The following is a 15940-nucleotide window of genomic DNA, read 5'->3' on the forward strand; positions in this document are numbered from 1 at the left end:
GTACCCTTGACCCGTGACTGTACGAGTACGCTTCGCCCCCTCTCCGACCGGCATGTTCCACGTCGGCGGCGCGCGCTCCGCGCTGCAGAACTGGATCTACGCCAAGCAGCACGACGGTGTCTTCGTGCTGCGGATCGAGGACACCGACGCCGCCCGCAACCGTCCCGAGTGGACCGAGGGCATCATCTCGGCGCTCGACTGGATCGGCATCGAGCGCGGCACGTACGAAGGCCCGTACTTCCAGTCCTCCTACGCGCAGGACCACACCGCCGCCGCCACCCGCCTCTACGGCGAGGGCAAGGCGTACTACTGCGACTGCAAGCGTGAGGACGTCATCGCCCGCACCGGCAACCAGCACACCGGCTACGACGGCTTCTGCCGCGACCGGGCGCTCGGGCCGGGCGAGGGCCGCGCGCTGCGCTTCCGCACCCCCGACGAGGGCGAGACCGTCGTCGAGGACATCGTGCGGGGCAAGCCCACCTTCGAGAACAAGCTGATGGAAGACTTCGTCATCGCCCGCAGCGACGGCTCGGCCGTCTTCCTGCTGGCCAACGTCGTCGACGACATGACCATGGGGATCACCCACGTCATCCGGGCCGAGGAGCACCTGCCCAACACGCCCAAGCAGCAGCTGCTGTGGGAGGCGCTCGGGCACACCCCGCCGATCTGGGGCCACGTGCCGGTCATCGTCAACGAGAAGCGGCAGAAACTCTCCAAGCGCCGCGACAAGGTGGCCCTGGAGAGCTACCGCGACGAGGGCTACCTGGCCGCCGCCATGAAGAACTACCTGATGCTGCTCGGCTGGGCGCCCTCGGGCGACCGCGAGATCGTGCCGTGGCAGGTCATCGAGGACGAGTACCGCCTCGAGGAGGTCAACCACGCCCCCGCGTTCTTCGACGTCAAGAAGCTGCGGGCCTTCAACGGCGACTACATCCGGGCGCTCGACGTGCAGGAGTTCATCCAGTGCTGCACGCCCTGGCTGAGCGGCACCGACACGATCCCGGCCCCGCCGTGGGAGCCGTCGGCCTTCGACGCCGAGGTCTTCACCGCGGTCGCCCCGCTGGCGCAGACCCGCATCGCGGTGCTGTCGGAGATCGTGGACTATGTCGACTTCTTCTTCCTCCCCGAGCCCAAGATCGACGAGGCGTCGTGGGCCAAGGCGATGAAGGAGGGCGCGGCCGACATCCTCGACGCCACCGCGGCCGCCTTCGAGGCGCTCGAGGAGTGGTCGGCCGAGCCGCTGAAGGCCGCCCTCGAGGAGGTCGGGCTGGCCCGTGAGCTCAAGCTGGGCAAGACCCAGGCGCCGGTACGGGTGGCGGTCACCGGCCGTTCCGTCGGCCTGCCGCTCTTCGAGTCGATCGAGGTGCTGGGCCGCGAGCGGACCCTGGCGCGTCTGCGCGCGGCACGCGCACGCTTGTAACACAATTTGATCTCAGATGTGGCCCGGTCGAGTGACCGGGCCACATTCGTGTTGCGGGGACTGGGTACTATTCGGCCGCTGATCAACGGCCATCGTCGTCTCTCGGTCATCCCCAGATGGCTTCAAATTCGTCGGGCTCGAGATGCGCCCGGGCGCGGTTCCGGGAAGGCTTGGGCACAAGCCATGTCCACCACGGGGCGGGGAGGCCGGACGATGGTTGGTAAGACGATCACCAGGTTGCTGGCTGTGACGGCGGCGCTCGCGGTCGGGCTCGCGCCCGCGGCCGCGCAGGCCGCTCCCAAGCCGGCGGCCAAGCCGAACGTCGTGCAGATCACCGGCAAGGACGTGGACGGCAAGATCCTCGTCGATCAGAAGAACCAGAAGCGGCTCTTCGACAGCCTCCTCAGCGAGGTCAGCTGGATGGCGACGGCCAAGTCGCAGACCACCGCGCTCAAGGCCGACAAGCTCGGCGTCAAATACACGGTCACCCTGCTCAACAACAAGCAGACCCTCCAGACGTACGACCTCTTCCCGCTGGCCGCCGGCGGTCCCCGCGCCCACCGTCTGGCCAAGCAGCCGACCGGCGCCAAGACCGAGGGCTGGTTCTACGGCCGTCTCACCATGCCCGAGGCGCTGCGGGTGGCCGGCGTGCCGCTCAAGTCGAAGCCCGACGTGGTCACCGGCGGCATCGGCGGCGGCATCGGTCAGGGCCTCGACGTCGAGGCGGCCAAGGAGCCGGCCGGCGTGAAGGAGTACGTGGGCGAGGTGCGCCGCCTGTTCCTGCTCAACGGCGCGGTCCTCGCGGCCATCCTGGTCGGCCTGGCCGGCATCGCCTTCCTCATCCGCCGCAAGATTTAACTCACGGGCGTCCGGAACGGCGGGCAGCCTTTCTCGCAGGCCTCGCCGCCGAACGCGTCGAACACCCGCTCGTCGGTCGCCACCTGCTCGACCTGGGCTCCGGTGAGCCCGGGCTTGCCGCGGGCGGCGCCGACGTCGCGCTTACCGGTGGCCATCACGGCGATCGTGCGGCCGTCGCCCGGGCGCCGCGCGATCGTCTGGCGCACCTGCCAGTTCTCGTCGCTGACGTCGTCGTAGCGGACGAACTCGAGGTCACCTGCCTTGTCGACCCGGGCACAGGCCTTCTTGTCGGCCTTCACCGGCAAGCAGTAGCTGCCCGATCTGTCATAGACGGCCACGTCGATGGCGCCCCGCGGCTCATCCCCGTCGACCACGTGATACCTCCGCCAGCCGTCCCCCCGCTCGACCGACTTGATCCCCAGACCACGACCGGCGATCAACGGCTCGACCATTTCCCGTACGCCGTCAGCGGCCTCCGAGACCGCGGGCGCGGGCCGGACCGTCGCCGGGACCGACACGGCCGGGGTGGCGGTGGGCGGCGCGCCCGGCAGCAGCGTGGTGGTGATCAGATAGCCGGCCGCCACGACACCGGCCGCGGCCAGCAGACCCGAGCCGAGCAGCAGCTGCGTGCGGCGCCGGCGCAGCCGGTCGGCCCGGCGGAAGACCGCGTCGACCTCGTCGCCGACCGACGGCTCCCCCTCGAGGACGTGCTCCAGCAGCTCGCGCAGCGGCCCCGACGGCGCGCTCATCCGGCCATCGCCGCCTCGGACTCGGTGAGCAGCTTCTCCAGCGCGGCCAGGCCGGCCCGCTCGTAGGCACCCACCCGCTCGTCGTCGAGGTCGAGCATGGCCCCGGTGGCCTCCACGTCGAAGCCGTCCCAATAGCGCAGCACGAGAACGGCGCGGCAGCGCGGCGCCAGCTTGTGCAGCGCGTCCAGAAGCAGGATCGACTCGGCGGCGACACCTTCGGCACCGGCCGAGGCCACGAAGACGTGCTCCCGGCGGCGGTTGCGCTTGCGGCACGACTCCATGAGGTCGGCGTACGCGTAGACGTCGGCGTCGGCCACGGCCCCGCGCCGGCTGTCCACGACCAGGCGGGCCAGGGTGGCGCGGGTCAGCTCGGCCGCGAGCTGCCAGTCGCCGCACATCAGGAAGGCCGACCGGCGCAGGTGCGGGAGGCGGGCCGCGACGAACGTACGAAGTTCGTCACCCTCGTTTCCGGACATATGCCCTTTATAGGCGCGGAACGGGGTGCCGGGGCGCGGAACGGCGATCACGCGACCTGAACGGCGACCTCCACCAGGCGTACGAGATCATCCAGGTCTTGATCGAACTCGTCCGGGGCCTCGGCCGGCGGCAGGCCACCCGTCACCTCACCGGTGGCGTGACCCAGCAGAAAGGCGAGGATCATGCGAGCCATTCGCGGTACGGAGCTCTCGGGCACCCCGGCGTCGTGGAGGATGCCGCGCAGCGCCGCCGTCAGCCAGGAGGCCGAAGCGCCGGCGGCCGGGCGGTTGAGCAGCAGCGGGAAGGCGCCCGGATGTTTCTGCGCGAGCGCCCGGACGGAGCGGCCCAGCGCGCGCAGGCGCCGCCGCCAGCCCGCGGCCTGACCCTCACCCTCGTCGCCGCCGTCGTTCTCGAGCTCGATGTTGAGCAGATCCACCAGGCCGTCGAGCAGGGCGTCCTTGCCACCGACGTACGGGTAGAGGGCCATCGAGGTCAGGCCGACCCGCTCGGCCACCGCCCGCATGGACATCGCGGCCAGGCCGCGCTCGTCGACGAGAGCGAGGGCCTGGTCGAGAATCAGCCGTCTCTTGTCGTCCACCAAACAACCGTGTCCGGCATTTCGCCTAAGTCAACCGGGACGCGCCGCGCGGCCACCCGGTCGGGGTCAGCTTTACCGCTTCCGCCTCGTACGCCTTGCCTTTTACCTTGCCCGATTTGCGAGGTTCATCGAATGGCGCGAGCGATCAGCACCAGCGGCCCGGCGGGCGGCCCCGGCCGGCGGCGCGGCGGCGGGGGCGCACGGCGCCGTGCAGGTGGGCGCCGGCCCAGCCGTGCAGCTCGGTGCGGCAGCCGCCCCGGCTCGGGACCGGCACGACGACCTCCGGGTCCGCCTCGTTCACGGTCGCCATCGGCAGCGAGCCCTCCGGCGCGGGCTCACCCTCGCCGAGCGGCCAGTTCTCCCGTTCCGTCATCTCGCCTCCTCACCCTCTCGCGGTCTTTCATCGGCAGTTCGTGGCCCCCGCTTTACCGGAGGCGGATGCGAATCCGCCGACGCTAGGACGACACGATGCCAGGTCACCGACCGAAATCGCGGGAGAGGCGCACCGCTACACCGGACATTTACCCCAAATCGCCACTTTTTCGACTCGGGCGCCGGCGTGGCAGTCTGTTGGCGTGTCAGAGACCGCGCTGCCCCAGGGCTCGGCGAAACCGCCACCGGCCGAGACCCTGCGCCGGATCGAACGGCACGCCGGGGCCCTCGCCACCTCGGCCGTCGCCCGCATGGACGAGACCCTGCCCTGGTTCCGGGCCCTCCCGGCCGACCAGCGCTCCTGGGTCATGCTCGTCGCCCAGGCCGGCGTCCGCTCGCTGGTCGAGTGGCTGCGCTCCGGCGGCGCCATCGAGGACAGCACCCAGGAGATCTCCGACGAGGTCTTCGCCGCCGCGCCGCGCGCCCTGGCCCGCTCGATCACGCTGACCCAGACGGTCCAGCTGATCAAGGTGACCATCGACGTCGCCGAGGCCGAGGTGGCCGTGCTGGCCGCCCCCGGCGAGGAGGAGCCGCTCCTTCAGGCCATCCTCAAGTTCTCCCGCGAGATCGCCTTCTCCGCGGCCCGGGTGTACGCCCGCGCCGCCGAGTCCCGCGGCGCCTGGGACGCCCGCCTCCAGGCGCTGCTCGTCGACGCGCTGCTGCGCGGCGACTCCTCCGACGTGCTGGCCAGCCGGGCCGCGGCGCTCGGCTGGGCCGACGCCCCACCGGTCGCGGTCGTGGTCGGCCGCTCCCCCGGCGGCGACATCACCGCCGTGCTGCACGCGGTCTACCGGGCGGCCCGGCGCGGCCGCATCGAGGTGATCGGCGGCGTCCACGGCGACCGGCTGGTCGTGGTCATGGGCGGCGCCGCCGACCCGGTGGCCACCGCGACCTCGCTCGCGGCCAGCTTCGGCGAGGGGCCCATCGTGGTCGGCCCGGCGGTGCCCTCGCTCGACCAGGCCACCGAGTCGGCGCGGGCCGCGCTGGCCGGCTTCCGGGCCGCGCCGGCCTGGCCGGGCGCGCCCAACCCGGTGTCCGCCGACGACCTGCTGCCCGAGCGGACCCTGGCCGGCGACATGGAGGCACGGCGGAAACTGCGGCACGACGCGTACGGGGCCCTGTCCCGGGCCGGCGGCGGACTTCTCGACACGCTCGACGCGTTCTTCGCCGCGGGCGGGGTACTCGAGAGCGCGGCCCGCGAGTTGTTCGTGCACCCGAACACGATCCGATACCGCCTCAAAAGGGTGGCCGAGGTCACCGGGCTGTCGCCCCTGGACGGACGCGACGCGTTCGCCCTGCGGCTGGCGCTGGCCGTCGGCCGCCTCGACCCTGCGACATAGCTCACCGACTTGTAGAGTTCCTACAACAGCCGTCGTAGGGTTTCGTCGCCGTCAGCAACCCCGCAACGGCGACCTATCCGGAAGAGTCGAAGACGTGCTCGCCGTACTTTCCCCCGGCCAGGGTTCCCAGAAGCCCGGCTTCCTGACTCCGTGGCTCGACCTCCCCGGCGCCGAGACCAAACTGCGTTGGTGGTCGGTGCTGGCCGGCGTCGACCTGGTGCACCTCGGCACGTCGGCCGGCGCCGACGAGATCAAGGACACCGCCCGTACGCAGCCCCTCCTGGTCGCCGCCGCCCTGCTGGCCGGCTCCGAGCTCCCGCTCGACGGCGTGGACCTCGTCGCCGGGCACAGCGTCGGCGAGCTCGGCGCGGCCGCCCTGGCCGGCGTGCTGCCGTCCGAGGCCTCGATCGCGCTGGCCGGGCTGCGCGGCCGCGAGATGGCCGCCGCCTGCGCCCTCGAACCGACCGGCATGAGCGCCGTCCTCGGCGGCGACCCCGACGAGGTGCTCGCGGCCATCGACAAGCACGGCCTGTACCCGGCCAATCGCAACGCGGCCGGCCAGGTCGTCGCGGCCGGCTCGCTCGACGGGCTCGCCGCGCTGGCCGCCGACCCGCCGGAGAAGGCGCGGGTCCGGGCGCTCGAGGTCGCGGGGGCGTTCCACACGCCGTACATGCAAACCGCCGAAACCGCCCTCGCCGCCGTAGCCGGCGGCATCAGCGCCGGGAACCCGGCGCGCACCCTGCTCTCCAACCTCGACGGCACCGCCGTCACCGACGGCGCCGAGATGGTGCAGCGACTCGTCCGCCAGGTCACCGCGCCCGTGCGCTGGGACCTGTGCATGCGGTCGCTGGCCGAGCTCGGCGTCACCGGCGTGATCGAGCTGCCGCCCGCCGGCACCCTGGCCGGCCTGGTCAAGCGCGAGCTCAAGGGCAACGGGGCCCCCGAGATCGTCACCCTCAACACCCCCGACGACCTGCCCGCCGCCCGCGACCTCGTCGCCCGGCACTCAGCTCGCCACTAAGGAGCATGCTCATGACCGCGGGTTCCCGCATCGTCGCGATGGGGCACTACCAGCCCTCGCGCATCGTCACAAATGACGATCTGGCCGCGACGATCGACACCAACGACGAGTGGATCAAGAGCCGGGTCGGCATCGCCGAACGGCGCATCGCCGACGGCGAGTCCGTCGCCGACATGGCCACCTTCGCGGCCGAGAAAGCGCTGGCGGCGTCCGGGCTGACCGCGGCCGACATCGACCTCGTCACGGTCGCCACCTGCTCGTCCATCGACCGCTGCCCCAACGTCGCGAGCCGGGTCGCGGCCCGCCTCGGCGTCAAGGCCCCCGCAGCGTACGACCTCAACACCGCCTGCTCCGGCTTCAGCTACGCGCTCGGCACGGTCGACCACGCCATCCGCGCCGGCGCGGCCCGCAACGCGATCGTGATCGGCGCCGAGAAGCTGTCCGACGTCACCGACTGGACCGACCGCACCACGGCCGTCCTGTTCGGCGACGGCGCCGGCGCCGCGGTCGTCACCAGCGTGGCCGACGGCGAAGAAGCGGCCATCGGCCCGGTGCTGTGGGGCTCCGCCCCCGAAAAGGGCGACGCCCTGCTCATCGAGGGCTGGCAGCCGTACATCAAGCAGGAAGGCCAGACGGTCTTCCGCTGGGCCACCACCGAACTGGCGCCGTTCGCCCTGCAGGTCTGCGAGCGGGCCGGGGTGGCCCCGTCCGAGCTGGCCGCGTTCGTGCCGCACCAGGCGAACACCCGGATCATCGACGGTATCGTCAAGCGGCTCGGTCTCGGCCCCGACGTGGTCGTGGCCAAAGACCTGGTCCACTCCGGCAACACCTCGGCGGCGAGCGTGCCGCTGGCCCTGTCCAAGCTGGTCGAGCGCCGGGAGGTGCCCTCGGGCGCGCCCGTCCTGCTCTTCGGCTTCGGCGGCGGCCTCACCTACGCCGGTCAGGTCGTCCGCTGCCCCTGAGCAGTTGATGGTCCTGTACGGAGCAGTCCCCACCATTGAGAGGAAACACCAGTAATGGCTTCACGCGAAGAGATCACCTCCGGCCTCGCCGAGATCCTCGAAGAGGTCGCCGGGGTGAACCCGGACGACGTCGCCGAGGGCAAGTCGTTCACCGACGACCTGGACGTCGACTCGCTGTCCATGGTCGAGGTCGTGGTGGCCGCCGAGGAGAAGTTCGGCGTCAAGATCCCCGACAACGAGGTCCAGAACCTGAAGACCGTCGGTGACGCGGTGAGCTACATCGAGGCGAACCACTGACATGAGCAATGTCGACGTCGTCGTCACCGGGCTCGGCGCGACCACCCCGTTGGGCGGGGACGTCGCGTCCACCTGGGACGCCATGCTCGCCGGCCGCTCCGGGGTGAGTCACATCACCGCGGGGTGGGCCGAGCAGGCCACAGTGAAAATCGCCGCACAACTCAAGGTCGAACCCTCCGAGGTGCTCGAAAGGGTCCGGCTCCGCCGCCTCGACCGCTCCGAGGCGATCGCGCTGATCGCCGCGAAGCAGGCCTGGGCGGACGCCGGCCTGGAAGACGCGGAGATCGACCGCGAGCGCCTCGCCGTCAGCTTCGGCAGCGGCATAGGCGGTGCGCTCACCCTGCTCAACCAGGACGACATCCTCGAAGAGTCAGGCCCCCGCAAGGTCAGCCCGCACACCGTGCCGATGCTCATGCCCAACGGGCCGGCCGCGTGGATCGGCATCGACCTCAAGGCACAGGCCGGCGTCCACGCGATGGCCAGCGCCTGCGCGACCGGCGCCGAAGCCCTGGCGCTCGGCATGGACATCATCCGCAGCGGCCGGGCCGACGTGGTCCTGGCCGGCGGCACCGAGGCGGTCATCCACCCGCTGCCGTTCGCCGGATTCGCCAACATGCGCGCCATGTCGACGCGCAACGACGACCCGGAGAAGGCGTCCCGGCCGTGGGACAAAGGCCGCGACGGCTTCGTGTTCGGCGAAGGATCGGGCGCGGTGGTCCTGGAAAGGGCCGAGCACGCGAAGGCCCGAGGGGCACGCGTCTACGCCCGCCTGGCCGGCTCGGGCATCACATCGGACGGGTTCGACATCGTGCAGCCCGACCCGGAGTGCAAGGGCGGAGCCCGGGCGATGACAAAGGCGATCCGCGACGCCGGCCTGACCGGCGCCGACATCGTCCACGTCAACGCGCACGCCACCTCGACCCCGGTCGGCGACATGGGCGAGATCGTGGGCATCAAGACGGCAGTGGGAACCCACCCGCTGCTGACCTCGACGAAGTCGATGTCCGGCCACCTGCTGGGTGCGGCCGGAGCGCTGGAGTCGATCGCCGTGATCCTGGCGATCCGCGACAGCGTCGTCCCCCCGACGATCAACCTGGACGACCCGGATGATCGCCTGGATCTCGATGTGGCGGCGCACAAGGCGCGGTCACTGGACATTCCGGCGGCTATGAACAACTCGTTCGGGTTTGGTGGGCACAACGTGGCTCTGGTCTTTACCCGGGCCTGAGAATCTTTCGCTTGAAGCCGGTTCCTCTGGGTGGGGGGCCGGCTTTCTTGCGCTGGGACGGTTGGGGGATGGGGTGACCACTCGGGCTGACTGGGAAGCGTTTTATGCCTCGAGTGGTCACCCCATCCCCCAACCTTGCCGGGGAGTCCGTAGCTGCCAGGTGGGTGGTTGCGGGCTGCTGGGGCGTGGGGTGGGCCGGCGGTCACCTTGCTCGGGTGGTGGGGTGGGGTTCGCATCCGCGCTGGGGTGCGGGCAGGGGAGCTTGTCACCCGGGCCTAGCTGGGTGGTGTGCTGGTCGGCAATTCCAGGCCGGTCGCGCGGGTTCGGTGGTCAGGTCTGAGGGCCGCAGCGGATTCTGCTGAGAGGTGGAGGCGGGGGCCGACCTCGCCGCGGCGTCCTCTGCGCCTCACCTGGGCCCGGATGGCGGCATGCACTGTGCCTCAGCGGCCCTGGTGGAAGTCACGCTCTGCGCCTCACGTGACCCGGCCGAGCCCGGCGGGGCGGTGCGCTCTGCGCCTCACGCGACCCGGCGGGGCGGTGTGCTCTGCGCCTCACGCGACCCGGCGGGGCGGTGTGCTCTGCGCCTCACGCGACCCGGCGGGGCGGTGTGCTCTGCGCCTCACGTGAACCGGCGGGCGCTTTGCTCTGGGCCTTACGTCGTTCCTGCGGGCGGCGTGCTCTTCCGCGGCCCACGCCGCATCGGGGTACCTCCGGCGGACCCAGTCGTGCGGTCACGATCTGACGGCGGCACACGATCCACGCGCCCGAGCGGCTGCTGAGCGGCATGCTTTGCCACGCCTCTTCCCCGGGCCTCGGCGAACGAGGCACCCGCGCGCCGGGCAAGCTTTGCTCCCTCGCCACTGCCCCGAGCCTCGGCGGGCGACGGACCCACGCGCCCGGCGGGCTTCGCGTTTCCCACCTCACGGTTAGGTCTGCGCGCAGGAGGGCTCGGCTCCCCGCCTCCACGGTCCACCGCGGACAGGGTCCGCGCTTCCTACCTTCACCCTCGCCCCGACCGCCTGCGCGCCCACCTCCACACTCATACCCCTCGGGTCGGTGGGCTCCGCGCGTGCGAGCGGTGAGTGATGTGCTTCGGAGGGCTGCGGCCCTTCGGCAGGGCGCGGCGGGGGCGGGTATGGCTGGTCAGGCCGGGCAGGCTGAGGTGGGTAGGCCTGCTACGGGGACGGGGGACTTGCCGTGGGGCTTTGACTTGCCGGCTATCAGGTTGGCGGCTGCGGTCAAGGAGAGGCGGCTTGAGGAGTAGGTGGCGATCAAGGTTTTCGAAGTGGCGGAGGACAGGAGGTGGGGGGTGTCCATGGCGATCGTGATGGTGGCCTGGGGGTCCAGGTCGGCGGGCTTGTCGCCGTACCCCACCAAGCGAATGAGTGACCCACCGGTCGGCTGGACCTTGACGCCGGCCGTTTGAAGCTCCCTGATGAGGGTTTGCTTGGCGGTTTCGCGGACGTCGTCGGCCGAGACCGAGACGGGGCCAGTGATCAGGGGGCCCGCGCAGGCGCCTCGCAGGACGGTGACGGCGGCGGTGGACAAAGGGCCCACGGCGGCGGCGTGGGCGGGGGAACCGACTGTGGCGATGTCGGGGCGCGGGGCGGTGGGCTTGCGGAGCTTCAGGGTGAGGATGCGGGTGACCGCCTCGACCAGGCGCTCGCGCTTGAGGGTTCCGTTCTTCAGGGCGGCCACGATGCCGTCGCGGGCGGCGGTGATGTCCGGTGGCATCAGCAGCATGTCGTTGCCGGCGTTGAGGGCGCGGACGGCGGCCTCGCCGGGGGGCCACTTCATGGCGGGCGGCATGTTCATGGCGTCGGTGACGGCCACGCCGGTGAACTTGAGGCGGCCGCGCAGCTCGTCGGTCATGACCTTGTGGGAGAAGGTGGCGGGGACGCCCTTGTCGAGGGCCTGGACGTCCAGGTGGCCGGACATGACGACGCCGGCGCCGGCCTGGATGCCGGACTGGAACGGTGGCCGATCCTGAGCGTCCCAGGCGGCGCGGCTCTGGGTGACCACGGGCAGGCCGTCGTGGCTGTCGCCGCTGGTGTGGCCATGGCCGGGGAAGTGCTTGAGACCGGCCGTGACGCCGGCCTTCTCGAGGCCGCGGACGGAGGCGGCGACCTGGGCCGCGTTGGCCTTGGGGTCGGCGCCGAACGAGCGGGAGCCGATCACGGTGTTGTCGGGCGGGCCCAGGGTGTCGGCGACGGGGGCGAAGTCGACGGTGACGCCCATGGCGGCCAGTTCCTGGCCCGCGGTGAGCCAGGCCTTCTCGGTGAGCGGGGGCTGCGCGGCGGCGCCGGCTGCCATGGCCGAGGGCAGCATGGTGACGCCGTTGGTGACGCGGGTGACCACGCCGTACTCCTGGTCGATGCCGATCATCAGCGGGGCGCCGCCGGGGATCTGCGCCGCCGCGGCCTGGAGACCGTCGGTGAGCTCACGCACCTGCTTCGGGTTTTCGACGTTGGTGGTCGGGTTGGTGGCGCCGGTCGGGTCCTGCGCGGTGAAGCTGACCAGGATGAGGCCGCCGAGATGGAACTTGGCGATCATCTCGGCCGGGGTGTTGACGCCGGCCAGGCCCTGGTTGCCCGCCGCTGAAGTCTTGTCGACGCTGGTGGCGGAGCTTCCATAGGCGTACGGCATGAGAACCTGCCCGGCCAGATCGGCGTCGGACATCTGGCCCAGGGCGGCGGCGACCGGGTCGCTCCCCGTTGCGGAGGGTGACGGAGTCGCGGACACGCTCTGTTGCGGCGGGGCGGCGGACGGCGCCGGTTCGTCGTTGCACGCCGCCGCCGCGAGCAGCAGGGGCACGACCAGGCCGACGCGAGCTGTCCTCATCACGCCCGCCATCGAAGCAGGGCCCGTCCAGCCCCGCCTCGTGGGGGGCCGGTCAGCCGACCCGGGTCAGAAGTGTGACAGGGGCGCCGTCGCCGGCGTAGCGGTACGGCTCCAGCTCGGCGTCCCAGGCGGAGCCCAGGGCCTTCTCCAGGGCATGCGAAAGAGCCTCCGGCGCTCGCGCGGAGGCCATGATCGCGCGCAGCCTGTCCTCGCCGATCTGGATGTCTCCGGAAGCGCCCATGACCCCGTGGAACAAGCCGCGGCCCGGGACGTGCATGAAGCGCTCGCCGTCGACGCCGGGGCTGGGTTCCTCGGTAACCTCGAAACGGATCATGGGCCACTGCCTGAGGGCAGCAGCCAGCTCGGCGCCTGTGCCGGCCCGCCCGGTCCAGCTGCACTCGGCCCGCCGCGCGCCGGGATCAACCGGCTGCGCGGTCCAGTGCAGGGTGACCGGCGCGGTCAGCACACGCGCGATCGCCCACTCGACGTGCTGGCACACGGCGAGTGGAGTCGAGTGGACGTATACGACGCCACACGTTGGCACGGTGACCTCCCGGAGACCGAGGTGCGTCTTCCCCTACGACCTCGACCGCGGTTGATCGTGTCCCATGATGCCGGTTGGTACGGATGGTGCGCCAGAGAATCGGCAACATCGACATCGGATCGGCCGTAGTGGCACACCCGTTACAACGCCTCAACCTGCTCGGACGGCACGGTTCGCCGGACATCGTGTAGAGTCAGAACGGCCTTTTTTCTGTTTTCCTCAAGGAGTCCCGCCGTGGCGAGCAACACCTCAAAGACCGCCCGCGCATCAGTCCGCGCCGGACAGGGTTCGGGCGGCGCCCTCAGCGTGCTCGGTGAGTACAAGTACCTCATTCCGCTCGCCAACGGCCGCTTCGCGTACGTGCGTAACCTGACCAACGGCAAGACCGCGCACCTCAAGACCGACTCCGAGGCGTTCGTCGAGGAGATCCGTCTCCTCGCCGCCGCGGGCCACGGCGCCAAGATCCGCGCCGAGCTCGAGGCCCTCGGGACCGCCCACCCGCAGGACGGCTGGGACGCCACCGAGAAGCGCCTCGCCGAGGCCGGCGTCTTCGAGGGCTGAGTGACTCAGCCTGCTGGCGCCGACCGTTCCCTGGTCAGCATCGTCAGCTGAGCCCGTTCCGCCGCCTCAGGCGGAACGGGCCCGCGCGTTCAAAGCGCCAAAAAGGCGCCTCCCGGCTTTGTGGCCGAGAGGCGCCTTTTTGCGCTTGGTGAAGATCAGCCCACGGAGATCATCCAGGCAGGATCGCCGCGGAAGGGGACAAATCAGTTCTGGCCCGCTCCGAGTGAAACGCACACGAAGAGTCTCTCCGTACCGGAACGAGCCACACGCTGAGTAAGGGTCAGGGCAGGATCTCGACCAGGCCGGTGTCGAGGTCGTAGACGGCGCCCACCACGTCGGCCTGGCCCGTGGCGAGGGCGTCGGCCACCGCGTCGATGGACTGCATGCGGCGGACCGTGCGGCTCACGTGGGCCCGCATCGCCTTCTCCGGGGCGTCCGGGTCGTCCACGCCCACCGCGCGGACCGCCGGGGTGATCTCGTCGACCAGGTAGCCGATGTCGCCCGCCGGGTGAGCTCCGGCGCGGAGGGACTCCACCGTCGCGGCCACCGCGCCGCAGCGCTTGTGACCCAGGACCACCACCAGCGGGACGCCCAGGGCCGACACCGCGAAGCCGACCGAGCCCAGCACCGCGCGGTCGACCACGTGGGCGCCGGAGCGGACCACGCAGATCGAACCGAAGGTCTGGTCGAAGATCGCCTCCAGGGGCACCCGGGAGTCGATGCAGCCGATCACGACGGCGTGCGGCTGCTGCCCGCCCGACGCGGCGGCCGCGGCGGCGACCTGATGGCCGTGCTCGGGGCGGCCCGAGACGAAGCGCTTGTTGCCGGCCAGCAACTCGGCCAGGGCTTCAGCTGCGGAAGTGATCGGGGCGCTGGGGGCGGCTGCCGGGTCCGTCGTCATACGAGGATTCTCTCCCCACCGGGCGATGTGAACAGCGAGTGCGAGACAACTCACGTTGAGCGCAAGGGCCGAAAGTCCCGACCGGCGGACCCGGGAGCCGATTTCATGATCCGGCTGGAACTGGCAATTCGGTCGATCACGAGTGATGCTTATTACCCGTGGGTACTACGGGGCGGCGGTAGATCCCCCGGAGGTGCCCCGATGCCTGAGCTCACCCTCAGCGACGGCGTGACCCTGCACGTCGAGATCCACGGTGAGGCCGACGCCCCGGCCACCGTCGTGCTCGTGCACGGCTGGTGCCTCGATCGGCGCACGTGGCGCCAGCAGGTCACCGCCTTGAAGCGTCTCGGACGGCGCTCCCCACGGGTGATCACTTACGACGCGCGGGGGCACGGGCGCTCCGGCGCGACCGAGCTCGGCGGCGCCACTCTGGGCCGGCTCGGCGAGGATTTGGCCGAGGTCATTCGGGTGTACGCCCCCAGTGGCCCCGTCATTCTCGCCGGGCACTCGATGGGCGGGATGACGATCATGGAGTACGCCCACGCGTACCCCGAAGAATTCGCCGGCCGAGTGGCCGGCCTTCTTTTCGTCTCGACCACCGCCGAGGGACACACCCACACCCGGTACGGCCTGCCGCCCCAGCTGGCCACCCTGATGCGGGCCGGCGAGGTGCTCGGTGCCGGCCTCCTGGCCCGGTCCGGCCCGTGGGCGCCGCACCGGCTCCTGCTGCCGGCGTTGCGCCCGGCCGTGCGCTGGCTGCTGTTCGGCGACGACCTCGACGACCACGCCCTGCAGGTGACGATGCGCTGCGTCGGCCGCACGTCGCTGCGCTCGATCGGCGGCTTCCGGGCGTCGATCGGCGCCCAGCAGCGCCTGGACACGCTGGCGGCACTCGCCGGCGTCCCGGCCTCGGTCCTGGTCGGCGAACGCGACCGCCTGACCCCACCGGCCTGCGCCGAGTCGATCGCCGCGGCCCTACCCGGCGCCACCCTGACCGTCCTCCCCGGCGCCGGTCACATGCTCACCCTGGAACGCCCCGACGACGTCTCGGCCGCCTTGACCGCGATCGTCCGCCGGGCTACACGCACCCGCCGCCCCCGCCGCGTCACCAACCGCCTCGACCAGGCGGCATAGCCCTCCCCGGCCGCCAGGCACGATCCGCAGCCCGAGCGCCGCGAAAAATCGCAAAACCGGCAGTCGAAGCCACCCCGATGGTGTGTCAGCGTGCAACAACGCAAATCCACCGATACTCGCACTCACCCCCACGCCCAACAGCGCCAAGCGAAGTGGGCAGCGGGAGGCAGGGCCGATGTTTCCGCCGACCGGGACCGAGGCGGCGGCCGCTGAGAGCGGCCCCCGATCGGCCTGGCTGGGCGAAACGCCGGCAGAACGAACGGAGGGGCCAGGAAAGTCGGGCGGCAGAACGAACGAAGGGGCCAGGAAGGTCGGGCGGCAGAGCAGCACCAGGACGGCCAAGCACGCCGGCCAGCCGCCGCAGCACAGGAGACGGCCAAGCACGCCGGCCAAGCACGCCGACCAGGCAGAGCGGTCGGCAGGACGAGCGGGCACGGCAGCCGGTCACGACGGCTGGCAGGACAGCCCGGCACAGCGGCCAGGCACCACGACCGCAAGGACGGCGAGGCACAGCGGCCGGGCATGGGTACCAGGCCGGCCGGGCACGACGGCACAAGGACGGCCAGCCAGGTCGGCT

General features: G+C 71.4%; 16 protein-coding genes. 9 read left to right on the plus strand and 7 right to left on the minus strand.

Annotated features, from left to right (window positions below; translation table 11 throughout):
• Nucleotides 1-13 precede the first annotated feature (13 nt).
• Together gltX and CRP55_RS13020 are read left to right on the plus strand one after the other, a co-directional pair.
• Nucleotides 14-1420: a glutamate--tRNA ligase gene (gene gltX, locus CRP55_RS13015; protein WP_097320116.1), complete on the plus strand. Its 1407-nt coding sequence runs from the start codon at nucleotides 14-16 to the stop codon at nucleotides 1418-1420.
• Between the two features lie 213 nt (nucleotides 1421-1633).
• Nucleotides 1634-2278: a hypothetical protein gene (locus tag CRP55_RS13020; protein WP_097320117.1), complete on the plus strand. Its 645-nt coding sequence runs from the start codon at nucleotides 1634-1636 to the stop codon at nucleotides 2276-2278.
• Here CRP55_RS13020 and CRP55_RS13025 read toward each other — a convergent pair.
• From CRP55_RS13025 to CRP55_RS13040, 4 genes are all read right to left on the minus strand, one after another.
• Nucleotides 2275-3027: a hypothetical protein gene (locus CRP55_RS13025; RefSeq protein ID WP_097320118.1), complete on the minus strand. Its 753-nt coding sequence runs from the start codon at nucleotides 3025-3027 to the stop codon at nucleotides 2275-2277. The two genes, CRP55_RS13020 and CRP55_RS13025, sit on opposite strands and share 4 nt — an antisense overlap.
• Nucleotides 3024-3503, minus strand: a complete 480-nt coding sequence (locus tag CRP55_RS13030) for a sigma factor-like helix-turn-helix DNA-binding protein (protein WP_097320119.1) — start codon at nucleotides 3501-3503, stop codon at nucleotides 3024-3026. Before CRP55_RS13030 ends, CRP55_RS13025 begins: the two co-directional genes overlap by 4 nt.
• A gap of 47 nt (nucleotides 3504-3550) precedes the next feature.
• On the minus strand, nucleotides 3551-4102 hold the full coding sequence (locus CRP55_RS13035) for a TetR/AcrR family transcriptional regulator (RefSeq protein WP_097320120.1): 552 nt from the start codon (nucleotides 4100-4102) through the stop codon (nucleotides 3551-3553).
• 145 nt (nucleotides 4103-4247) lie between these two features.
• Nucleotides 4248-4475 (minus strand): hypothetical protein, encoded by a 228-nt coding sequence (locus CRP55_RS13040; RefSeq protein ID WP_097320121.1) that lies wholly within the window; start codon nucleotides 4473-4475, stop codon nucleotides 4248-4250.
• Nucleotides 4476-4677: 202 nt separating this feature from the next.
• Here CRP55_RS13040 and CRP55_RS13045 point away from each other — a divergent pair, with 202 nt between their 5' ends.
• From CRP55_RS13045 to fabF, 5 genes are all read left to right on the plus strand, one after another.
• A complete protein-coding gene (locus CRP55_RS13045) occupies nucleotides 4678-5874 on the plus strand; it encodes a PucR family transcriptional regulator (RefSeq protein ID WP_245922957.1) in 1197 nt (398 codons plus the stop codon).
• A gap of 94 nt (nucleotides 5875-5968) precedes the next feature.
• Nucleotides 5969-6895: an ACP S-malonyltransferase gene (locus CRP55_RS13050; RefSeq protein WP_097320122.1), complete on the plus strand. Its 927-nt coding sequence runs from the start codon at nucleotides 5969-5971 to the stop codon at nucleotides 6893-6895.
• An 11-nt stretch (nucleotides 6896-6906) separates the two neighbouring features.
• Nucleotides 6907-7857, plus strand: coding sequence for a beta-ketoacyl-ACP synthase III (locus CRP55_RS13055; RefSeq protein ID WP_097320123.1), 951 nt, complete (start codon nucleotides 6907-6909; stop codon nucleotides 7855-7857).
• A gap of 54 nt (nucleotides 7858-7911) precedes the next feature.
• The gene (locus tag CRP55_RS13060; protein ID WP_097320124.1) at nucleotides 7912-8154 is read left to right on the plus strand and encodes an acyl carrier protein; all 243 of its coding nucleotides are present in this window, start codon (nucleotides 7912-7914) and stop codon (nucleotides 8152-8154) included.
• A 1-nt stretch (nucleotide 8155) separates the two neighbouring features.
• Nucleotides 8156-9382, plus strand: a complete 1227-nt coding sequence (gene fabF, locus CRP55_RS13065; RefSeq protein ID WP_097320125.1) for a beta-ketoacyl-ACP synthase II — start codon at nucleotides 8156-8158, stop codon at nucleotides 9380-9382.
• 1143 nt (nucleotides 9383-10525) lie between these two features.
• Here fabF and CRP55_RS13070 read toward each other — a convergent pair.
• Both CRP55_RS13070 and CRP55_RS13075 read right to left on the minus strand, forming a co-directional pair.
• Complete coding sequence (locus CRP55_RS13070; RefSeq protein WP_245922958.1) at nucleotides 10526-12223, minus strand: glycoside hydrolase family 3 protein; 1698 nt, start codon at nucleotides 12221-12223, stop codon at nucleotides 10526-10528.
• 52 nt (nucleotides 12224-12275) lie between these two features.
• A complete protein-coding gene (locus tag CRP55_RS13075) occupies nucleotides 12276-12767 on the minus strand; it encodes a DUF3145 domain-containing protein (RefSeq protein ID WP_097320127.1) in 492 nt (163 codons plus the stop codon).
• Between the two features lie 234 nt (nucleotides 12768-13001).
• On the opposite strand from CRP55_RS13075, the gene CRP55_RS13080 reads away from it, so the two are divergent.
• Nucleotides 13002-13328 carry a hypothetical protein gene (locus tag CRP55_RS13080; RefSeq protein ID WP_097320128.1) on the plus strand — a complete coding sequence of 109 codons (327 nt, stop codon included), beginning with the start codon at nucleotides 13002-13004 and terminating at the stop codon, nucleotides 13326-13328.
• Nucleotides 13329-13608: 280 nt separating this feature from the next.
• On the opposite strand, the gene CRP55_RS13085 is transcribed toward CRP55_RS13080, so the two are convergent.
• A complete protein-coding gene (locus CRP55_RS13085) occupies nucleotides 13609-14229 on the minus strand; it encodes a carbonic anhydrase (protein WP_097320129.1) in 621 nt (206 codons plus the stop codon).
• 201 nt (nucleotides 14230-14430) lie between these two features.
• Between CRP55_RS13085 and CRP55_RS13090 the strand changes: the two genes are divergently transcribed.
• The gene (locus tag CRP55_RS13090) at nucleotides 14431-15363 is read left to right on the plus strand and encodes an alpha/beta fold hydrolase (protein WP_097320130.1); all 933 of its coding nucleotides are present in this window, start codon (nucleotides 14431-14433) and stop codon (nucleotides 15361-15363) included.
• The last annotated feature ends 577 nt before the right edge of the window (nucleotides 15364-15940 follow it).

This window comes from Paractinoplanes atraurantiacus (assembly GCF_900215205.1).
Taxonomy (GTDB): Bacteria; Actinomycetota; Actinomycetes; order Mycobacteriales; family Micromonosporaceae; genus Actinoplanes; species Actinoplanes atraurantiacus.